Source organism: Gluconobacter cerinus, assembly GCF_025961355.1.
Taxonomy (GTDB): domain Bacteria; phylum Pseudomonadota; class Alphaproteobacteria; order Acetobacterales; family Acetobacteraceae; genus Gluconobacter; species Gluconobacter cerinus.
In genome coordinates this window covers 1,197,479-1,218,204 of sequence record NZ_JAOQNM010000001.1, presented here as the reverse complement: position 1 = coordinate 1,218,204, position 20,726 = coordinate 1,197,479, and the positions used below count along the sequence as shown (strand labels likewise).

General features: G+C 57.9%; 19 protein-coding genes. 12 read left to right on the top strand and 7 right to left on the bottom strand.

Translation table 11 applies throughout. The features are described 5' to 3' along the window. Positions 1 to 9: 9 nt before the first annotated feature. The 5 genes from M2305_RS05545 to M2305_RS05525 all read right to left on the bottom strand — a co-directional run bounded on the left by M2305_RS05545 (position 10) and on the right by M2305_RS05525 (position 5,878). Positions 10 to 1,062 carry a hypothetical protein gene (locus M2305_RS05545; RefSeq protein WP_264648797.1) on the bottom strand — a complete coding sequence of 351 codons (1,053 nt, stop codon included), beginning with the start codon at positions 1,060 to 1,062 and terminating at the stop codon, positions 10 to 12. Then, entirely contained in the window at positions 1,059 to 1,940 is an 882-nt protein-coding gene (hslO, locus tag M2305_RS05540; RefSeq protein ID WP_211497217.1) for an Hsp33 family molecular chaperone HslO, read from the bottom strand. The genes M2305_RS05545 and hslO overlap by 4 nt, the downstream gene beginning before the upstream one ends. Positions 1,941 to 1,987: 47 nt before the next feature. Continuing rightward, positions 1,988 to 2,917, bottom strand: coding sequence for an ornithine carbamoyltransferase (argF, locus tag M2305_RS05535; RefSeq protein ID WP_264649936.1), 930 nt, complete (start codon positions 2,915 to 2,917; stop codon positions 1,988 to 1,990). 41 nt (positions 2,918 to 2,958) lie between these two features. After that, the gene (locus M2305_RS05530) at positions 2,959 to 4,161 is read right to left on the bottom strand and encodes an aspartate aminotransferase family protein (protein ID WP_264648796.1); all 1,203 of its coding nucleotides are present in this window, start codon (positions 4,159 to 4,161) and stop codon (positions 2,959 to 2,961) included. A gap of 151 nt (positions 4,162 to 4,312) precedes the next feature. After that, a complete protein-coding gene (locus M2305_RS05525) occupies positions 4,313 to 5,878 on the bottom strand; it encodes a D-aminopeptidase (RefSeq protein ID WP_264648795.1) in 1,566 nt (521 codons plus the stop codon). Between the two features lie 64 nt (positions 5,879 to 5,942). Here M2305_RS05525 and M2305_RS05520 point away from each other — a divergent pair, with 64 nt between their 5' ends. From M2305_RS05520 to M2305_RS05485, 8 genes are all read left to right on the top strand, one after another. Then, entirely contained in the window at positions 5,943 to 6,551 is a 609-nt protein-coding gene (locus M2305_RS05520) for a regulatory protein RecX (protein ID WP_264649935.1), read from the top strand. Next, positions 6,548 to 7,018, top strand: coding sequence for a CHAP domain-containing protein (locus tag M2305_RS05515; RefSeq protein WP_264648794.1), 471 nt, complete (start codon positions 6,548 to 6,550; stop codon positions 7,016 to 7,018). Before M2305_RS05520 ends, M2305_RS05515 begins: the two co-directional genes overlap by 4 nt. A gap of 71 nt (positions 7,019 to 7,089) precedes the next feature. Continuing rightward, positions 7,090 to 7,347: a twin-arginine translocase TatA/TatE family subunit gene (locus tag M2305_RS05510; RefSeq protein ID WP_046900273.1), complete on the top strand. Its 258-nt coding sequence runs from the start codon at positions 7,090 to 7,092 to the stop codon at positions 7,345 to 7,347. Continuing rightward, positions 7,347 to 7,973 carry a methylthioribulose 1-phosphate dehydratase gene (locus M2305_RS05505; protein ID WP_264648793.1) on the top strand — a complete coding sequence of 209 codons (627 nt, stop codon included), beginning with the start codon at positions 7,347 to 7,349 and terminating at the stop codon, positions 7,971 to 7,973. Before M2305_RS05510 ends, M2305_RS05505 begins: the two co-directional genes overlap by 1 nt. Before the next feature lie 3 nt (positions 7,974 to 7,976). Then, complete coding sequence (locus M2305_RS05500) at positions 7,977 to 8,531, top strand: 1,2-dihydroxy-3-keto-5-methylthiopentene dioxygenase (protein WP_046900271.1); 555 nt, start codon at positions 7,977 to 7,979, stop codon at positions 8,529 to 8,531. Positions 8,532 to 8,540: 9 nt separating this feature from the next. Then, positions 8,541 to 9,221 carry an acireductone synthase gene (mtnC, locus tag M2305_RS05495; RefSeq protein ID WP_264648792.1) on the top strand — a complete coding sequence of 227 codons (681 nt, stop codon included), beginning with the start codon at positions 8,541 to 8,543 and terminating at the stop codon, positions 9,219 to 9,221. After that, positions 9,218 to 10,141: a bifunctional riboflavin kinase/FAD synthetase gene (locus tag M2305_RS05490; protein ID WP_264648791.1), complete on the top strand. Its 924-nt coding sequence runs from the start codon at positions 9,218 to 9,220 to the stop codon at positions 10,139 to 10,141. Before mtnC ends, M2305_RS05490 begins: the two co-directional genes overlap by 4 nt. A 217-nt stretch (positions 10,142 to 10,358) precedes the next feature. Continuing rightward, on the top strand, positions 10,359 to 12,746 hold the full coding sequence (locus M2305_RS05485) for a TonB-dependent receptor (RefSeq protein WP_264648790.1): 2,388 nt from the start codon (positions 10,359 to 10,361) through the stop codon (positions 12,744 to 12,746). A gap of 23 nt (positions 12,747 to 12,769) precedes the next feature. Here M2305_RS05485 and M2305_RS05480 read toward each other — a convergent pair whose 3' ends face one another. Beyond that, a complete protein-coding gene (locus tag M2305_RS05480) occupies positions 12,770 to 13,549 on the bottom strand; it encodes a tetratricopeptide repeat protein (protein ID WP_264648789.1) in 780 nt (259 codons plus the stop codon). Between the two features lie 89 nt (positions 13,550 to 13,638). Next, positions 13,639 to 14,604, bottom strand: a complete 966-nt coding sequence (locus M2305_RS05475) for a TraB/GumN family protein (protein ID WP_264648788.1) — start codon at positions 14,602 to 14,604, stop codon at positions 13,639 to 13,641. A gap of 219 nt (positions 14,605 to 14,823) precedes the next feature. Here M2305_RS05475 and ileS point away from each other — a divergent pair, with 219 nt between their 5' ends. From ileS to mutL, 4 genes are read left to right on the top strand one after another with little or no spacing between them, the layout of a single operon-like run. Beyond that, positions 14,824 to 17,670 (top strand): isoleucine--tRNA ligase, encoded by a 2,847-nt coding sequence (gene ileS, locus M2305_RS05470; RefSeq protein ID WP_211510223.1) that lies wholly within the window; start codon positions 14,824 to 14,826, stop codon positions 17,668 to 17,670. Beyond that, positions 17,670 to 18,182 (top strand): signal peptidase II, encoded by a 513-nt coding sequence (gene lspA, locus M2305_RS05465; RefSeq protein WP_080951423.1) that lies wholly within the window; start codon positions 17,670 to 17,672, stop codon positions 18,180 to 18,182. Before ileS ends, lspA begins: the two co-directional genes overlap by 1 nt. 49 nt (positions 18,183 to 18,231) lie before the next feature. Then, a complete protein-coding gene (locus tag M2305_RS05460) occupies positions 18,232 to 18,807 on the top strand; it encodes a DUF3035 domain-containing protein (protein ID WP_064274244.1) in 576 nt (191 codons plus the stop codon). 39 nt (positions 18,808 to 18,846) lie between these two features. After that, positions 18,847 to 20,709, top strand: coding sequence for a DNA mismatch repair endonuclease MutL (mutL, locus tag M2305_RS05455; RefSeq protein WP_264649934.1), 1,863 nt, complete (start codon positions 18,847 to 18,849; stop codon positions 20,707 to 20,709). Positions 20,710 to 20,726: the final 17 nt, after the last annotated feature.

Genomic DNA, 20,726 nt, shown 5'->3' with positions numbered 1-20,726 from the left:
CCCATGCTCTTATTGGTCGTCGCGGCCCAATAGGCTCTTGAAACGCCCGAACAGCCCCTTCTTGTGCGGTGACTGTAATACCGGAGGCGGCTCCAACGGAAGCTCCGGCAAAAAAGACCGACGTTGAACAGGCTCTGCTTCTCGAATTTCCGTCACTTCCGGACTGTTATCAGAAGGCTTTTCTGGCTCAGGATCAGTCGGTTTCACAACCGACGCAGCCGGAGCCGCCTGAGGAACGCGGGGCGTCCGTAGCGAAGACGCCTGACCGACACCAAAGTCTTCCGGAAGGAAAGGACGTGCAGCTCTGATGACATCGGCATGTCCGGAATGTCGTGCAAACCATTCTAAAATCCAGCCAGGAATCAGTGGTCCTGACGGGTCATCGCTAATCAGGAGTGGGCCTCTGGGATAGTAGAATGATGGACGGTTACCCGGTATTGCTTCGTTCCACACAAGGTAGAAAACTGAATTTTCCAGTGCATCGTGGAAGCGATAAGCAGTTGCTGTGCCCAGCTTCATTTCAATCTGCGCCCGTACAGGCATTGCAGAAAAAGGAGAGGACACGACCAGAACGTCCGTTCCTCTGCGAGCTGAAAGAAGCGCTTTCATTCGCCCTTCAGCCACGGGCTTCCCATCAGGGCAGGTCAGGGCTTCGCCGCTATCCGCATGTCCGGCAGCAATGAAAATTGCATGGGGCGCATGTCGTCCCAGCCAGAGGCCCGACAGCTCCCGAAAAGCGGTTGAAGGAAGGTCAGTTCTGAAAGAGGTGGCATCGTCCCGGATGTCACCACCAAGAACGCCTTCCGCCAGTGGCCAGAATACCGAGTCCATGCCCGTCAGAAGGCGATTTTGCACATCCGGGCGAAGCGCCATGACATGGCTGCCCTTGTAGGTTCCATCCTCAATCCACCAGCAGGCTTGTCGCCCGCTGTCCTCATCCTGAAAGAGAATAACTTCGAACTGGCCAACAACCGGGTGGCGCTCCAAAGCTATCCAACCTGGATAAAGCTGTTCGACGGGAAGGCCGTCGATCCTGATTCCGTCGAGCAGTGGAAGCGTCATGCAGGTTTTTCTCCAAGCTCATCACGGGTGAAACGGAAGCCGACGTTACAGAACTCACAGTTCATCGTGATGGCACCGTTTTCCACCATGTGATCCAGATCGTCTTCGCCAAAACGCTCCAGAACTGAGGCCAGTCGTGCCCGGGAGCAGCGGCAGCCGTAAGCCAGAGCGCGTGGTGTAGCAATCTGAACGTCTAACGTCCCGAACAGACGATGGATCAGATCACCACTTTCGAGCGTTTCGTCAAAAATTTCCTGGTCCCGCAATGTTTCGGCAAACGTGCAGGCCGTTTCCCAGGCATCCTCTGCCTGAGCGGCATTCTCGATGCCGCCTTCATCTGCAATCCGTTCTAGGACGAGGGCACTGGCACTCCAGCCGTCAACTGTCTTGAGGCAGAACAGCCGGATCCAGCAGTCATGCTGTTCGCTGGTCTGAAAATAGTGGACGGCCATCTCAGAGAGAGTTTCACCCGTCAGCTCCACGATACCCTGATGGCGGTCCATATCCGCCCCCTGGTCGATCGTGAAGGCGAGGTAGCCGTTACCAAGCAACTCTTTGGGGGATGTCGGTAGTGCTGCAGGGTCAGCATCTTCCGCAAGCCGGGCCGTAAAACGCAGATCGCCTGTATCTGTGGCATCAGCCAGCAGCATGGAGACAGGGCCATCTCCCTTGATCTGAAGGGAGAAAGATCCCTTGAATTTCAAGGCAGATGCCATGCCTGCAACCAATGCAAGAGCCTGCCCACCCATGGTCAGGACAGCATCGGGGAGATCATGCCGTGACAGGATGGCGTCTGCCAGTGCTCCCAGTCGAATCAGGCGTCCGCGGACGGGAGACTGTGCCAGATGAAATGGCACAATCCCCCCTGAAACAACCATGTTCGGGACGTTGGGGCGTCCCCTGTCAAGGAATGGCGGTGTATCGATCACCCGTTCTCTCTTCCAAGAGCCCAGAGAAGCAGGCCCTTTTGCGTATGAAGGCGGTTTTCCGCCTCGTCAAAAACAACAGACGCCGGGCTTTCGAACACCCCGGCAGTCACTTCTTCCCCGATATGGGCAGGCAGGCAGTGAAGGAACAGGGCATCGGGTGCAGCTTTTGCCATAAGGGCCGCATCTACTTGGTAAGCACGGAAAGCAGAAAGACGTTGATCGCGATCCTTGTCCCCCATGCTGACCCACGTGTCTGTCAGAACAGCATCTGCGCCCACGACAGCCTCGGCAGGGTTCTGGAAGACCTCGATGGAGGCACCATTCTGGCGTGCCCAGGCAACAGCACGCTCACTGGGCGCGAACCCCTCTGGCGTTGCCAGACGAACATTGAATTTGAGCAGAGCTGCCGCTTCCATCAGGGAAGTGGCTACGTTGTTGCCGTCCCCAATCCACGCAAGCGTCTTTCCCGCAATCGGGCCACGATGCTCTTCAAATGTCAGCACGTCTGCCAGAATCTGGATAGGATGGGAGACCGGCGTCAGACCGTTAATGACCGGAACCGTGCTCCACTTTGCCAGTTCGCGCAGGTTCTCGTCCGTGCCCGTTCGCAGAACAATTACGTCCAGAAAGCGCGACAGAACGCGCGCCGTGTCTGCAATGGTTTCCCCGCGGCCAAGCTGCATATCGCCCGGCGACAGGACAGACACCTGGCCACCCAACTGCCCCATACCCACTTCGAATGAAACACGTGTACGGGTGGAAGGCTGTGCCAGCATCAGTCCGAGCGTACGCCCTTCAAGAGGACGGTCCGGATGTAGCGGATTTTTACGATTATTCTGGAGTGCCTTGATGTGGGCCGACAGATCAATGATCTGTCGGATTACGTCGCCGCTGAAATCGCGAATATCAAGAAAATGCCGTGGCATCTGCTGGTCCGTTCCTGCTGTCCGGGGGGCAATTGCCAGACTCACGACACGTTCTCCTGTTCTTTCTTATGGGCTGCTACATATGCTTCGGCAGCTTCGATCAATTTCTTGCAGGCTTGCTGGCAGTCTTCTTCCGTCACGATCAACGGAGGCACCAGACGCAGCACATTATCGCCCGCACCAACGGTCAGAAGTCCGGCGGCTGTTACGAGCGGCATCACCTCTCCAACAGGCGGAACGCAGTGCAGACCACGCATCAGACCCATGCCGCGGACATCGTCAAAAACGCCCGGTGAACGCTTCACGACATCCCGCAGCATGCCGTCGAAGGCCTCTCCAACCGCGCAGACATGCTCCAGAAAGCCGGGGCTGAGAACTTCTTCCAGAACTGTCGTTCCTGCCGCACAAGCCAAGGGATTGCCGCCAAACGTCGTTCCGTGAGAACCGGGTGTCAGATGTTTGGCCAGCTCTTCCGTTGCGAGAACAGCCCCGAGCGGGAAGCCGCCACCAATGCCCTTGGCAATGGAAATGACGTCCGGCTTGATGCCATACCACTCATGCGCAAACAGCTTTCCTGTCCGGCCAACACCGGTCTGGACTTCGTCGAAGCCAAGATAGATGCCGTGCTCGTCACAGACTGCGCGCAAGGCCTTCATGAAGACTTCAGACGCGGGCTTGATGCCGCTTTCTCCCTGGATGGGCTCCACGATAATCCCGGCAGTTTCCGGCGTAATAGCTGCGCGCAGCGTGTTGGTATTGTTGAACGGCGCATGGTCGAACCCTTCAACAACAGGCCCAAACCCCTTTTGGTATGCAGGATTTCCGGTCGCAGAAATCATGGCCAATGTCCGACCGTGAAACGCGCCGTCAAAGCAAAGAATGCGCGTACGCTCGGGATGGCCGTTCTCGAACTGCGCCCGACGGATCATCTTCACCATGCCCTCGTTCGCTTCAGCGCCCGAGTTACAGAACAGCACAGAGTCCGCGAATGAGTTCTTCACCAGAAGATCCGCAAGCTTTTCAGCCTGTGGAATACGGTAAAGATTCGAGACATGCATGACCTTCGCGGCCTGATCCGCAATGGTCTTCACCAGCTTCGGGTGGCCGTGGCCCAGCGAAGAGACGGCAATGCCAGCCCCGAAATCCAGATATCGTCGCCCGTCCGATGCCGTCAGCCAGACGCCTTCGCCCTGCTCGAAAGCAAGGTCGGCACGTTTGTAATTGGGCATGAGGGAGGAGATCATGATGATCGTCGATCCTGGATCAGGGTGAATGAAAGCTGCAGAATCGGAAAACCCTGCCCCGGTCGCCCGGGGCAGGGCCAAAGATTCCGCAGACACATACTGTGCGGCAGAAATACGATCCGTCAAACCCCTTGCGGGGAAAGAACGGTTGTCAGGCGCGCCTGTAAATCAGATCCCGCGCTAGCCAGCACCCGACCTTCACCGTGTTGACGCCTGAAGAATCCCGCTCGAACAGCAGCGTCCAGTCGCCCGGTGCCGTATGATCGAGCGCCCGAGGGCACGGCAAAACCCAGACGTCCCGTGCCAGCCTCTGAAGCGGTTCCATCCGGCCGTTGCCCAGAAAGCCTGAGAAACCGCCATAGACCACGCCACCTGCCAGTTCGATGGTGACTTCTGCCTCATCCAGCTCCTCACAGCGATAAACACCTTCAAGTGCTTCGATGTCTTCACCGGCAGTTTCGTCACAGGCGGTGAGAATGCCTACGCGGTTTTCACCCGGCCGCTCCATCCGGATTTCGTCTCCCTGCCGAACAATCTGGACGCCGGGTGTTTCAGCCCGCGAGGCGGAAGCACCTTCCAGCATTTCCGGTACCATCAGATATCGAAGCTTGGCTCCGCCGGGAGCGGGCTCGATTCGCGCGGATAGCCCGGTCTCCCGCTCAATGAAGGTGCCGTACAATTCATGAGGCGGCTGTGTCGTCCGATCCGGCTCATAGGGAGCACCCAGTGCTGCTGCCAGGATCTGTCCCGCTGCAACCTGTGCAGGCGACATATGATTGAACATCATAACAATAGACAGGCGCTCAGATGCAACGTGCAGTCTGTGGGACCGCCAGCCTCTAAGCGCGCCACCATGCATCGTCACATCACGCCCGAAAAGTGATGTCCGTTGCAGTCCAAATCCGTAAGGCGCTGCTTCACCATCGCGGAAGGTCACCGGCATTGTCAGACGGTTGTAAAGCCCGTCAGGATCATCGCGCGTCGCATCAATGAAACGCTCCCAGGCAATCATGTCATCCAGCGATGCGCCCAGACCTGCATCCCCGGTCCACCAGATGTTATTGACAGCCGGGCGGAAACCGCTCTCCACGGTTCCTTCATATCCAACAGTCCCATCCGGCATGGCGCGTGTTTCGGCAGCCAGAATGGCCCGTTCCATGCCCACGGGATTGAAAATGGACGTCTGAAGCAGTTCAGCAAAATTCCGCCCTGTTCTGTCTTCCAGAATGTCAGACAGCAGGCGGAAGTTCTGGTTCACATAGGAGTAAGACCTCCCGGGCTGGAACTGGAGCGTACGCGTACCATCAATAACGCGACGTCCTTCCCGATCCCCGAAAAATCCTTCGACTGGTGCGCCATGCAACATCGCTACGGCCCAGTAGTCACGCAGGCCTGACTGGTTGTGTGCAAGATGAAGGGCGCCTGGCGCGGGCTCATCCAGTTGCGGCAACCGGTCGTCCACATCTCCGTCCAGTTCCGCCGGGTCCTGGAAAAGATCCAGCAATACGCCGCAGGTGAACTGCTTCGTGATGGAGCACATGCGGAACAGGGAAGACGGGGTGAACGGCAGGCGCCGCTCCGCATTGGCGTAGCCCCATGTGTGACGGACAAGAACCTCGCCATCTTTCACGACAGCCACAGCCCCACCGGGGCCAGGAAAACGGACAGGAAGGGCGGAGACAGCCGCCTCGAGGCGGGCTGAAAGAGAGTCGCTCATAGCTCGAATGATGACCCTATCCGATCTTGCCGTAAATGCCCTCTTCGCAGCATACTCATCCACTATGGAGGACATACCAACAGCACCTGATTTCAAGGCACTGCGCGAAATGGCCCTGGCCCACGTGGCTCGCTTTGCCACAACCGAGCATAGTCTGCGCCAGACGCTGGAACGTCGTCTTCGGCGCTGGGGCACGCGAGCCGTGCATGCCGGGATGCCTGAAGAAGATGCCGAAGCCACCATCAGAACTCTTCGGCCAGCCGTGGAAGACGTCATTGTCGCCATGACAGAACTCGGAGCCGTCAATGATGCCGGATTCGCCCGTTCCCGCGCTCTGAACCTAACCCGGACCGGACGATCTCGCCGGGCTGTCGCCGCACATCTGGCCACGAAGGGCGTTGATCAGACGACCACGCAGGAAGCGCTCAACGAATCGCTGGGTGAAAGATCAGACGAACCGGCGCGGGAGGCAGAACTGGCGGCTGCGCTCGTTCTGGCGCGCAAACGTCGCGTCGGTCCCTTCTGCCGCCCGGACCGTCCGCAAGAGGATCCGGTTCGCGTTATGGGAATCTTCGCGCGCAATGGTTTTTCCAGGGATGTCGTGCAGACAGCTTTGGAAATGGACACTGAGGAAGCAGAAGACCGCATCATCGCCTTCCGGAGCCGCCCATGAAAAAACTGGCACTCTGCCTGCTGCTGTCACTCACAGCCTGTGGTGGTAGCCGCGAATACAGTCGTGCCAGTTTCAATGGGCCACTCCAGTGCGCGCCTTATGCCCGCTCCCGAACAGGTCTTCAGTTGCGGGGAGATGCTGCCTCATGGTGGCGCCAGTCCGAGGGTCATTATGCCAGAAGCCATGCCCCCATTGCGGGCTCTGTTCTGGTCTTCCGGGCAACGTCCCGTGTACCGAGCGGACACGTTTCCATCGTGCGCAGACAGATTTCTTCAAACACGATCCTCGTAGATCATGCTAACTGGGAACCGGGACGCATTGATCGCAATGTTCCCATCACGGATGTTTCACCCCGTCATGACTGGACACTCGTCCGGGTTTGGTGGGCACCCATTCACAGCCTGGGGCGCCGAGCCTATCCAACCTATGGCTTCGTTTCGGCCTCCGGTCCGGATGATGCGTCCTGAGCGAACGCTTGCACAAACGCCCAAGCCTTGCCACATGAAGGTGTAGCCTTGGCTTTTCGGAGTAATACATTATGGGCAGCATGAGCCCCGTTCACTGGCTGATCCTGGCGGTCGTCCTGCTCGTCGTGTTTGGCGGCGGTGGAAAGATCAGCGGCCTGATGGGAGACTTCGCGAAGGGCATCAAGTCCTTCAAGAAGAATATGGGCGAAGACGAGAACATGACGCCGCCTGAAGCCAATCAGGCGCCGGGTCATATCTCGGCCCCCAATCAGTCGCCCGGCTACAGCCAGACGACCACCAACAGCGACACGCACCGCACGCAGGTCTGATGTTGAATACGACGTCTGATACGGCATGGGCCGAGGCCGCCGGGCAAATCGTCCGGGCAGGCCAGCGGATGGATCAGCGCGGCTGGGTTCCAGCGACAGCTGGCAACCTGTCCGTACGTCTGGCAGATGGCCGCATCGCCATCACGCGGTCAGGAGGGCACAAAGGCTTCCTGACAGAGCAGGACGTGATCCAGATCACCCCTGAAGGCGTACCGCTGGACCCAACGAAGCGGGCCAGTGCGGAAACTCTGCTCCATACCCAGCTCTATGCGCATGATCCGTCGATCGGTGCTGTACTGCACGGTCACTCTGTTGCGGCCACCATCCTATCCATGGATGAACCAACAGACGCGATCACCCTCGCGGGCTATGAAGTGCTGAAGGTTTTCGAAGGCCAGTCAACGCACGACACCAGTCTGGACTTGCCGCTGTTTCACAACGATCAGGATATCGCCCGTCTCTCGACAGTTGTTGCTCCGAAACTGTCGGACATGCGTCTGGGTTACCTGATCCGCGGTCATGGCGTTTATGTCTGGGGTAAAGACATGTTCACAGCATTGGCGCGGCTTGAAGGGCTTGAATTCCTGCTTGCCTGTCATCTCGCCCGTCTCCAGAAGGCACGCTGAACCATGAGCAGACTGACTGTTTATCGGGACGATAGTCCCGAAACGATCCTTCTTGACGTCACTACCCCCGGGGAAATCGCCGAGACCCTGCGCCCGCACAACATCCGTTTTGAACGCTGGACGCCGCCTGTCACGCCTGCAAAAGACGCGACTACGGACGAAATTCTGGACGCATATCGCCCCTATCTCGACACCCTGATGGGTGAAACGGGCGCGGGAAGTGCAGACGTGGTGCGCATCAATGCGTCCACGCCCAATCTGCCAGAGTTGCGCAAGAAGTTCCTCTCGGAGCACACGCACAGCGAAGATGAAGTTCGGTTCTTTGTGCATGGTCAGGGCGCTTTCGTCCTGCACATTCACGGCCGGATCTATTCGGTTCTCTGCACAGCCGGAGACCTGATTTCTGTGCCAGAAGGCATCCCGCACTGGTTTGATGCTGGCCCATCCCCGGATGTGGTCGCTCTGCGCGTCTTCACAGACACAACCGGGTGGATCGCCCAATATACAGGCGATGACATCGCCGAGCGTTTCCCCGCAGACGTTTCCATTTCCTCCTGAAAGTCCGACATGATCCGTCTCGTCCTGCTTGATATCGAAGGCACGACCCTGCCGATCTCTTTCGTTCGGGACGTCATGTTCCCTTATGCGGCCAAGGCCCTTCCGGCTTTGATCGAAGACCACACAAACCCGCAGGTTGTTGCCGCACGAGCAGATATTGCCATCTCCCATCCTGGAGAAGATCCGTTGAAGGTCTGTCAGGACTGGATGGCCAGGGACGAGAAAGCGGCTCCCCTCAAAACACTTCAGGGCATCACCTGGCGTCAGGGGTTTGAAGATGGCACGCTCCGTGCAGATCTTTACAAGGATGTTCCCCCAGCCCTGAAGGCTTGGTCTGAGGGCGGCTTGCGTCTCGCGGTGTACTCCTCCGGCTCCATTCCATCCCAGAAGCTTCTGTATGGCTACACGGAGCAGGGTGACCTGACGTCCCTGTTCGACGGCTTTTTCGACCTTTCCACAGGTGGGAAGAAAGACGCAGCGTCATACACAAAAATTGCGGCAGTCTGCGGCCTGAATCCGGAAGATATTCTCTTCCTTTCTGACATCGGAGCAGAACTGGATGCTGCGTTGGAAGCTGGCCTTAAGGTCTGTCAGCTCGTGCGGCCACAGGATCAGACAGTGCCGCATGAAGGCGTACCGCACGCGACCGATCTGAATGACGTTACCCAGAAATTCAGTCTCCCCGCATGACCCTGCACACTGATTGGCGGGATATCCCGAAGGACGCCCTTGGTACAGTTGCCGCTCTAGGGAATTTTGACGGCGTTCATCGCGGGCATGTGCACCTTCTGAATAGCCTCCGTGCCGCACGTCCAGACCATCCCCTGTCCGTCGTAACGTTCGATCCGCATCCCAGAGAGCTGTTTCGCCCTCAGGACCCGCCGTGTCGGCTCATGCTCCCGGATGTTCGCGCCAAGGCTCTGGAAGAGCAGGGTGTGTCGCACGTTTTCCAGATTCCTTTCGACGAAGAGTTTTCACGGTTAAGCGCTGAATCCTTTGTTCAGGATGTTCTTCTGCGGTCTCTTGGTGTTCGTCACGTCGCCTGTGGCGCAGATTTTGCCTTTGGCCACCGTAGAACCGGAAACACTGACGATCTGGAAGCGCTTCTGGCGCCAAAGGGTGTCGGGCTGACGATCGTGCCGCAGTTAGTGGATGAGGGCGGCCCTATCTCATCCAGCCGCATTCGCCGTCTCCTTCAGGAAGGATATCCTGAACGGGCAGCTCTGGAACTGGGCCGACCATGGTCGATCGTCGGGCCTGTCATCCACGGAGATGAGCGGGGGCGCCTTCTGGGCTTTCCCACAGCGAACATTCCCCTCCGTCAGCATCTTGAACCCGCACGCGGAGTTTATGCCGTTCAGGTGACGCTACCAGATGGGCGTGTCATCCCCGGAGTGGCAAATATTGGCCGACGCCCGACGATCAACGACGGGCAGGAAAGCCGTCTTGAGGTTCATCTTTTTGATTTTTCGGAAGACCTTTACGGCAAGACCCTGAGTGTCGCTTTGATTGCTCTGCTGCGAGATGAAAAGCGCTTCTCAGGGCTCGAGGAGCTCAAGGCCCAGATTGCTCAGGATGCCGAACAGGCGCGCGGTCTTCTAGAGATTTAAAACCCGCATCATTTTTGATGAGCCTTCCAACAGGCTGTTCCGTGAGGAACAGCCTGTTTTTTTATGCCCATATCCAGGGCGGTCTCTGTGTTAATTATATCACTGAATGTCTAATTTATGACGAAAGATGTAAAATTCCCGCTTTCCTATATTGAGAATCATTCTCATTTTCGCTTTAAGGGCAATCGCTTTTATCCTTTTGCAGGATCGTGATGCGATGCACCCGAAACATTCCATCCGGCCCCTTGGGCCACTTTCTCTTGCCGCTGGTCTGACATTGGTGGGCACGGCCGCCCATGCCCAGTCCACCTCGCACCATCACAAAACGCGCCATTCACAAGGGCGGCGCAATGCAGCAGTTCTTCCGAAGGAAACACAGAAAACTACGGCTCCAACGCCTCATTCTAATGTTCAGCAGGCCAGTAGCGTGGAGGCCAGCGCCGCAGAGGCCGAGCATCTGCATGTCGTCGGTTCGCCGATGAACATTCTGCAGACGCCTATGGGGATCAGCCGCCTCCCGGATGATGTTCTGCACACGCCGCAGACCATCAACGTCGTGCCGAAAGTCCTGATGGAGCAGCAGAACGTCAAATCCCTTGATGAGGCTTTGCGCAATGTTCCGGGTGTCACCGCGTCTGTCGGGGAGGGCGAGGGGGGAATGGCTGGGGATCAGTTTCTGATCCGCGGCTTCTCGGCCAGTAATGACATTTACGAAAATGGCCTGCGTGACTTCGGCGTCTATACCCGAGACAGCTTTGATTACGACCACATCACCGTCATCAAAGGACCATCATCGGAAGTCTTCGGGAACGGGACGACGGGCGGAGCGATCAACATTACCACGAAGGTTGCCCACCTCGGGGACAGCTATAGCGGCAGTTTCTCAGGTGGCTCCGCTGATTATTATCGCGGCACCCTCGATTTCAATAAGCAGATCGGTGAATCAACGGCCATCCGCATCACGGGTATGGGGAACGAGAACAACACGGTTGGCCGGAATGACGTCTATTCGCACCGCTGGGGTATCGCGCCATCCATCGCCTTTGGCCTGGGCAAGCGTACAACGCTCACCCTCGAATACCTGCATCAGACCAGCAACAACGTTCCGGATTATGGTGTGCCTGTCATTACCAAGCCGGGAACAAAGGTTGCTGTCCCCATCACGGAATACGGGCTCAACCGCAACAACTGGTATGGCACGACCTATGATCAGGACGCCTCCAGTGTGGATATGCTGACTGCCCGGCTGAAGTTCGACCTGAACAAGAACATCACGTTCTATAACGATCTTCGCGGCGGCAAATACAGCCGTTATTTCTCAGCCTCCCAGCCCGGCTGTGACACAACCTGCGCGACTGATTTCTTCACCAATCCCTCTGCTGCAGTTGTTGACAGGCGTGGTCATCTGGGTGGTCCAGAGCCTTACCAGCAGAATGACTGGTCGGTGCAGGATGTGTTCTCCGGCGTTGCGAAATTTTCGACCGGCAGCATCCGGCACCAGATTATTGCAGGTGTGGATATCGAACACGTTTATGACCGCCGCACAAACTACGCGTACAACTTCAACGGCCAGAACGGTACAAAGGCCGATACCACAAGCCTTCTCAATCCTTCTGCCACGCAGCCGGGTCTATTGTTGGGGTCTGCCGGTCAATACAGCTACGATTTGGTCAATGTGTCCGGGGTCGGCCAACCGCGTTACAAGACAGGCGATGCGACTGATGTTGGGGCGTTCTTCTCCGAACAGTTCTGGCTGACGTCATGGTTCTCGGTCCGCGGTGGCTTTCGCTGGGATCACTGGGACAGTCACTACGCGGCGAACGGTGGGGAGGCCGGGGCAGGCGTCTCTTATGGGCAGACACAGGATACGTTCAATCCCAGTGTCAGCCTCATGTACACGCCAAACAGCAATCTGATGGTCTATTTCAACTGGGCCCAGTCCACGACACCACTTGGCCTGTATGTGACCAGTGGAACCGAGCCCCTGAAATCCTCAACGGAAGGATTCAGCCCGGAACGCAGCAGCCTGTACGAGCTCGGCGCCAAATATAACGCCTTCCACGGCCGCATGGGCTTCACGGCGTCTGTTTTCAGGCTGGAAAAGGGCAACGCCATGCAGACCGATGCGTCTACCGGTGATGTCACGTCATCCAGCGACAGGCAGCGCAATCAGGGCGTCGAACTCAGTGTGTCCGGTGAGATCCTGAAGAACTGGACCATGATCGGCACCTACGCCTACTACGACGCAACCACAGTCAGTTCCCTGACGGCAGCAGATGTTGGCAAGCGTATTCAGTATGCGCCGAAAAATTCGGCAACCCTCTGGTCCACCTACACCATCGCTCCCAATCGTCCCTGGAACCTGACGTTTGGTGGCGGGCTGACATGGCGCGACGGGGTCTGGCTCAATGCCGCCAATACGGCGCGTGTTCCTGCCACCATGGAGTGGGATGCCGTGATTTCCCATAACTTCGGAAAGCACTGGCGGATCGCCATGAATGGCTACAACCTCGATAACCGCCTGAACTACAGCAATCTGTTCTCTGACCGCGCAACACCTGCGGTTGGTCGCTCGTTTCTGGCCAACATTTCGGCCAATTATTGAGCCTTATCTTATGTCAGGCCGGGTTATTCCGGCCTGATTTTTGCGTCCTCGGTGGAGAGCGGTACGTTCATTTCTTTCAGACGGTCCTGAACCCGTGTTTCCAGAACGTGGTCTCTTTTGGTTCCCAGAAGAGCCAGCTTCTTGTTCATCGCCAGAAGAATGTCAGACGTGGCCTCCACAACAGCCTTGCGCCACCAGCCCAGCGCTTCGTCAATCTGGCCAGCATCCACCAGCGCCGTCGCATAGTTGTGCTGCCCCCGGTAATCTCCACCTTCTGCTGACTTCCGATACCAGTCCAAGGCTGCCGCGCGGTCTTGGGGCACAACCCAGCCTTCTTCTAGAAAACGCGCATACAGGTTCATGGATTTGGCATGGCCGTTATGCGCCGCTGTTCGAAACAGATTGAGCGCCTTGGGCAGATCCTGGGGCTGCCCGATGCCCCGCATGGTCAGAATGCCCAGATTATAGCGGCCCCATTCGTCTCCAGCGTCAGCTGCTGCTGCATAACACCGGGCGGCTTCCTGAAGGTCTTGTTCGCATCCCCAGCCGAATTGAAAGCACCGGCCCCGCATATTGTGCCCCGGCCCGAACCCAGCCTTTGCGGCAATGGTAAACCATTCCAGTGCTCCGACAGGGTCCTTGGGAACATAAATGCTCTCCAGCAGGATCTGCCCCCACTGGACGATTTCCAGATGGTGCCCTTTCAGGGCTTTCTCACGGATGATCTCGATATGAGACGGCAGCGGGGGGGCTGCCTCACGTTCGGGTGGGCGGGAAAAGATTTTCCTGAAAACGCGCTTCATGCCGGGGTCACCATCCGCCCTGTCCGAATGCAGAAAATACTGCTGCCAGACTGTACCGCCCCAGGTCGTTCAGGCAAAGCGCACGCTGTTTAAAGCGATGTTTTTGCCGAAGGCGCGGGCACGATCTGCTGAATGTCAAAACCGTCCTTTTTCAGGAGCGCAGGAAGTCCTTCTGGGCCCGCCATGTGTAAAGACCCAACCGCCACGAACAGGGACTTTCCAGAATCATGGAGGGTCAGGATTTTCTGGGCCATCGCTGCATTTCGCTCATCAATCATGTGGAACGTCTGGCGTTTCTCCTGTGGTGTCCGCTCACATTTGCACCACTGTTTGTACTGGTTCAGTCGCGTCAGATCGCTGCGTCCCCACATCGCAATCAACTGATCTTCATCTTTCCGCGCTTCCCCCGACGAAATCTGCTTGATGGTTTCATCAATGAAAGCGTTTTCTTCGGACAGCTTGGGGGAGATCAGGAGGTTACGCTGTGTCTGAACATCTTCGAGCGCGATAACTTCCTTTTTCAGGCTGCCAGCCATTCCTTGAAGGACAAAGTCGACGGCATAATCGGGATAATAGCCATCCGCGCGCGCAGCTGACGCGCTAAGCCCGGCCGCTTCAAGGCCGATTGCCGTAGTGGCAAAGCCTGCCGTGGGAATACAGAGTTCATCTGCCAGGGCATCGAGTTTTTTCTTCCGCCCTGAAGCAATCAGCTTTTCACGGTTAGCTGGTTCTTCGGGTTTGCGAAGGGCTGCCAGTGTCTGGGGATCCTGCAGATTCAGTTCAAGCGCAACAGCCTGGCTTTGCAGGATGGCGGACCGTATGAGCGGCCCAGGCATCAGCCATTCTTCGCGAGAGGCATGAACAGTGCCGTACAGCCAAGACGTATGACCAGATTTCGTGATTTTCCAGAGAAAACCGCGGTCTTGGGATGTCATCAGAAGATGAGGCAGATCAGATTTGGACGGAACAGCTGCCGGCGCCGGACAACGAGGGGCCTGTGCTACCGCGAGAGAAGGAGCAATCGCCAGGATCGCAGTCAGCCAGAATGTCTTCATGAAAATGCCCCCGTACAGATCTTCTGCCAAAACAGATCATGCTTCTGCCCCTGAAACAATCCATGACCAGACCTGTCATTCAATTGTCTTGAAGGCCTGAATAACAGCGTTTTTGGCAGAACATGACGCGGTTTACCCTCAGAAGACTTGACCACATCCCCGCCCAATCTCCATATGGTCCCCCTTATTTTGTGTGAATGACCAAAGTTGGCCCGTCCCATGTCCGACAAGTCCGATACGACCTTCAAAGAACAGCAGGACCGCTACCGCGATACTGTGTTCCTGCCGCGCACCGGCTTCCCCATGCGGGGTGGCCTGCCGAAGCGTGAGCCTGAGACGCTTGCCCGCTGGGCGGCCATGGATCTGGACGGGAAAATCCGTGAGGAAGGGAAGGGACGCCCGGTCTTCACGCTGCATGACGGCCCTCCGTATGCCAACGGGCACATTCACATTGGTCATGCGCTGAACAAGGTGATGAAAGACGTCATCAACCGTGCGCATCGTATGTCCGGTTTCGAAGTCCGCTATCAGCCGGGATGGGACTGTCATGGTCTGCCGATCGAATGGCGGATCGAGGAACAGTATCGCAAGGCTGGCAAGGACAAGGATCAGGTTCCCCTGCTCCAGTTCCGTGCAGAGTGTCGCCAGTACGCCGCGGAGTGGGTGAGCAAACAGGCGGAAGACTTCAAACGCATCGGTGTTCAGGCCGAGTGGGCCAATCGTTACGTCACGATGGACTATAGCTCTGAAGCCAAAATCGTTGGAGAAATCGGCAAGTTCCTGCTGAATGGCGGTCTGTATCGGGGCCTCCGCCCTGTTATGTGGAGCCCCGTCGAGAAGACCGCGCTGGCCGAAGCCGAGATCGAATACCACGACGTTGACTCCACCACGATCTTCGTCGCTTTCCCGATCATCAAGGACCCAACGCCGGGTGACGCCCTTGATGGCGTCTCAGCCGTTATCTGGACCACGACGCCCTGGACCATTCCGGCTAATCGCGCGCTCGCTTACGGTCCGGACATCACCTACGTGGTTCTGCGTGCTGATGAAATCACGGAAGCCAGCGTTGTCCCGCAGGGCGCGCGCCTGCTGATCGCGGAAGACCGTGTTGAGGCCTTCTGCGCTGAAACCGGTATCAGTGCGCATCACATTCTTTACACGCTGCCCGGCAGCGCGCTGGAAGGTGCTATTGCCGCTCATCCGCTACGTGGTCGTGGTTACGAATATGACGTGCCGATGCTTCCGGGCGATTTCGTCACGACAGATGCCGGTACGGGCCTTGTTCACATGGCGCCGTCTCATGGTCAGGATGACTTTATCGTCTGCCGCCAGTTCGGCATTGAAGTGCCAGAACTGGTGCAGGATGACGGTCGCTACGCTTCATGGGTTCCGCATCTCGAAGGCATCCATGTTTTCAAAGCGGCTGACCCGGTCTGCGATCTGCTGACGGAAGCCCGCCAGGCCGGTGAACATGATGACGCACCTGCGACTGGCCTTATGGCCCGCAGCAAGATCCGTCATTCGTATCCGCATTCCTGGCGCTCCAAAGCCCCGATCATCTTCCGCGCCACACCTCAATGGTTCATCGCGATGGATGGGGAAACGAAGCTGCGTGAGAAGGCTCTCAAGGCGCTTGATCCTGTCACCTTCGTGCCTGAGGCCGCCCGCCGCCGCCTGACATCCATGGTCGAGCAGCGTCCGGACTGGTGCATCTCCCGTCAGCGCGCCTGGGGCGTGCCGATTGCCGTATTCGTCGAGAAGCGAAGCGGTGAAGTCCTGCGTGATGCAGACGTCATGGACCGGATCGTCAAGGCTTTCCACGAAAAGGGTGCGGACGTCTGGTACGACACAGACCCGGCTGTTTTCCTTGGTCCAAACCGTGATCCGGCGGATTACGAACAGGTCTTCGATATTGTGGATGTGTGGTTTGAATCCGGCTCTACGCATCAGTTTGTTCTGGGGCAGGAAGGCCTGAACTTCCCGGCAGACGTCTATCTGGAAGGCTCTGATCAGCATCGCGGCTGGTTCCAGTCGTCCCTGCTGGAAAGCGTCGGCACACGTGGTGTCGCCCCCTACAAAGCCCTTGTGACGAACGGCTTCGTGCTGGACGAGCAGGGCCGCAAAATGTCCAAGTCGCTCGGGAACGTCATTGCCCCAGCAGACGTCACGGACTCACTGGGCGCCGACATTCTGCGCCTGTGGGTGCTGAACTCCGACACGAATGAAGATCTGCGCATCGGCAACGAGATCCTGAAGCAGCAGGGCGAACTGTACCGTCGCCTGCGCAACACCTTGCGCTGGCTGCTGGGCGCGCTGGATGGCTTCACGGAAGAAGAGGCTGTCCCCTACGCTGAAATGCCGCCGCTGGAGCAGTATATCCTACACCGCCTCTCGGAACTGCGCGGCCTGATCAGCACGGCCGTCGAGACGCACCAGTGGGTGGGTGTCTATCCGGCTCTGCATGGTTTCTGCACGACGGATCTGTCCGCATTCTATTTCGATATCCGTAAGGACGCGATCTACTGCGACGCTCCTTCTGATCTGACGCGCCGCGCCTCCCGCACGGTTCTGGATGCACTGCACCGTGCGCTCTGCACTTGGCTGGCACCCGTTCTGGTCTTCACCGCAGAAGAAGCCTGGAGCGCCCGTTTCGGTGAAGAGAGCAGCATCCATCTGGAGCAGTTCTTTGAGCCTGAGGCCGAGTGGAACAACCCGGAACTGGGCGCCAACTGGGACGAGATCCGCGCCTACCGCCGCCTTGTCACGACCGAACTGGAAACAGCCCGCCGTGATGGCGTCATCGGCGCCTCTCTGGAAGCCAGTGTGACGCTTCCGATCTCACAGGAAGAGGCAGCGTCTCTTACAGGAATTGACTGGGCAGAGCTGCTCATCACATCCCACGCGGAGATCGAGCTTCTTCCCGGCGAAACAGTTCACGGTGGCCCGGAAGTCGAGCGTGCGCCGGGCCACAAATGTGCCCGTTGCTGGAAGGTGCTTCCGGATGTGGGTGAAAATGCCGAGCATCCGGCCCTGTGCCGTCGCTGCGTCAGTGTGGTGAGTGCCTGATGTCCCTCTGGCAGGAAGGTATGAGCCGTATGGGGCGGCTGGTTCTCGGGCTCGCCCTGCTGGTTCTGGTCCTCGTTCTGGATCAGGCCAGCAAGGACTGGATTCTCTACGGTTATAATCTGCCGGAGAAAGGGTCCGTTCAGATCCTCCCATTCCTGAACTTCACCATGGTCTGGAACCATGCCGTGACGTTTGGAATGTTTGGTGGTCTGGGCAGCAAAGGGCCTCTGGTCTTCTGCACGGTCTCGCTGCTGGCTGTCTGCCTGCTGGTCTGGACCATGACAAAGACGCGCCGAACCCTGGTTGCCGGCGCCTGCGGGGCCATCGCAGGCGGAGCCATCGGTAACGTCATTGACCGCCTGCGGTACGGCGCTGTTGTAGATTTTCTCCATGCTCATGCCTTCGGCTGGTCATGGTATGTCTTCAACATTGCCGATGCCGGTATTGTGTGCGGAGTGGCCGTCTGGCTGATCGACTCTCTTCTTGCTGAACGTAACAGCCAGCCGCAGTGAACAAGGGGAGCTTGCCCCCACGCTGCGTGGACTGTAGGACTATCCCATCATGATCGCGTCCCAGGGTCCCTCAATGCGCCGTAACCGTCTTCCAGTTGCCCGTCTCAGCGTACAGATGGGTGCAATTGCTTCATTCGGCCTGATGCTGTCTGGTTGCTCAGGCAGCGATCTGGAGCGGGCCTTCGGCATGGAACGCTACATGCCAGACGAATACACCGTCACGACGCGTGCTCCGCTGTCCATGCCGCCTACAGAGAAGATGCAGCTTCCTGGTGCTGCCGATGCGCACCGTCCGGACGAGAGCCCGCGGATGCAGGCTCTTGAAACGCTGTCTCCGGATGCAGCCCTTCACCCGTTCAACGGCGAAAACAGCAGCGGCCAGTCCGCGCTGGTTGGCCAGGTGGACAAGGCTTCGGGTGCTCCCAACAATGCCGAGCTCGGTGCTGCCGATGCGGGCTTCGTTGATAACCTGATGTTCTGGAAGGGCGGCCAGGCTGGCTCCGTGGTCGACGGGGACGCTGAAAACCGCCGTATTCGTGAGAACTCGGCTCTCGGGCGTAACCCTGCAACAGGCGCGACCCCGACCGTCAAGAAAAAGAGCGGTCACTTTCTGGGCGTGTTGTAAACAGCACTCTCCCTGCCTTCAGGATTGTGAGTCACCATCCTGTCTGAGAAAACTTCCCTTGCACGCCCGGTCATCCGTCGGCTTTCAGGTCATGTTGTTGATCTGATTGCGGCGGGTGAGGTGATTGAACGCCCGGCTGCGGCTCTGAAAGAGCTTGTCGAGAACGCGATTGATGCTGGCGCCACACGCCTTGTAGTCGCCCTTCGCGCTGGCGGCACAGATCGTATTGATGTCACGGACAATGGTTGCGGCATGACGCCGGAAGAGCTGGACATGGCTGTCCAGCGCCATTGCACATCCAAATTGCAGGACGAACGTCTCGTTCAGATCCGCACGCTTGGTTTCCGTGGGGAAGCCCTGCCATCCATTGGGGCAAGCGCACGCCTTTCCATTACATCCCGAACAGCCGAATCTGACACGGCCTGGTGCATTCGTGTTGACGGAGGCGTCATCACGCCGCCACACCCATCGTCCGGTCCGGTGGGCACGCGGATTGTGGTTACGGATCTGTTCTTCGCTACTCCTGCGCGACGCAAATTTCTTAAAAGCCCGCGTGTGGAAAACAGTCATGCCGAATCGGTCATGCGGCGTCTGGCGCTGAGCGCGCCGCATTGCGCCATGCGCGTCACACTGGACGACAAGGTCCTGTTTGACCTGCCCGAACAGAGCCCCATCGCCCGGACGGCAACGGTTCTGGAGACAACACCCGACACGCTGATCCCGCTTGATGAACAGCGCGGCCATATACGCCTGTCCGGCTTTGCATGTGGCCCTGCCAAAACCAAGGCTACCGGTTCGGGCCAGTTCATCATGGTCAATCACCGCCCGGTTACAGATCCCATGCTACGGACCGCCATCCGTGTGGCGTATCGTCCCGTCATTGAGCGTGGGCGTTTTCCGGTGATGGCTCTTCATCTCAAGGTGCCTCTGGAGCGACTGGATGTGAACGTACATCCTGCCAAGACAGAACTGCGCTTTGCCGATGAAGCTGAAGTCCGGGCACTCGTCATTGGCGGTTTGGGTCGGGCACTCGGTCACGGGTCCAGTGGCGGAGGCGGAATCCACGCCAGCTTTGGGTCACGTCCAGCGCGTCCCTCAATTTCCTACCCGTCGCGGCCAGACGTTCCCGTTGAACTGCCCTCTTTCAATGAGTTCCGGGCAGAGCCAGCAGCATCGTTGCCCTTAATTATGCCAAAGGCAGCGCCATTCGCTCCCGATCGATCGGGCTTTGCTGAGCAGGAGGCCGGTTTTGCGCCGGCTGCGCGTGCGCCCCAACCTGTCCCAGAGCATCTTGACGCCTCTTTTCCGCTCGGTGCTTCGGTGGCTCAGGTCTTCGACACATATATTATTGCCGTTGCCCCTGATGGGGATCTGGTTCTCGTGGATCAGCATGCGGCTCATGAGCGTCTGACCCATGAGCGCTTGCGAGAGCAATATGCCAGCGGGACTCTACGCTCTCAGGCTCTTCTTCTGCCTGAAGTCGTGGACCTTCCCCGACGGGACGCTGAGGCTCTGCTGGCACGGTCTGAAGATCTGTCCAGGCTGGGGATAGACCTCGAATCCTTTGGTGCAGGGAGCGTGCTGCTCCGATCAGTCCCCGCCCTTCTCGGCACAAAGGATGTTCAGGGCCTTCTGCGGGATGTGGCGGACGAACTCGCCAATGATCCGGATCTTGATGCTGGCAATACGGATAGTTTTTCTAATCGTCTGGATGCCATTCTGGCTCGGATGGCCTGTCATGGAAGCATTCGCGCGGGCCGACGCCTGAAACCGGAAGAAATGGATGCCCTTTTGCGGGAAATGGAGCGTACTCCGCGCGCCAATACCTGTTCGCACGGCCGTCCAACTTGGTTAAAACTGACGCGTAGCGAGATCGAGCGTCTTTTCGGGCGTATTAAATAGTCGCCCGATTGTGATCC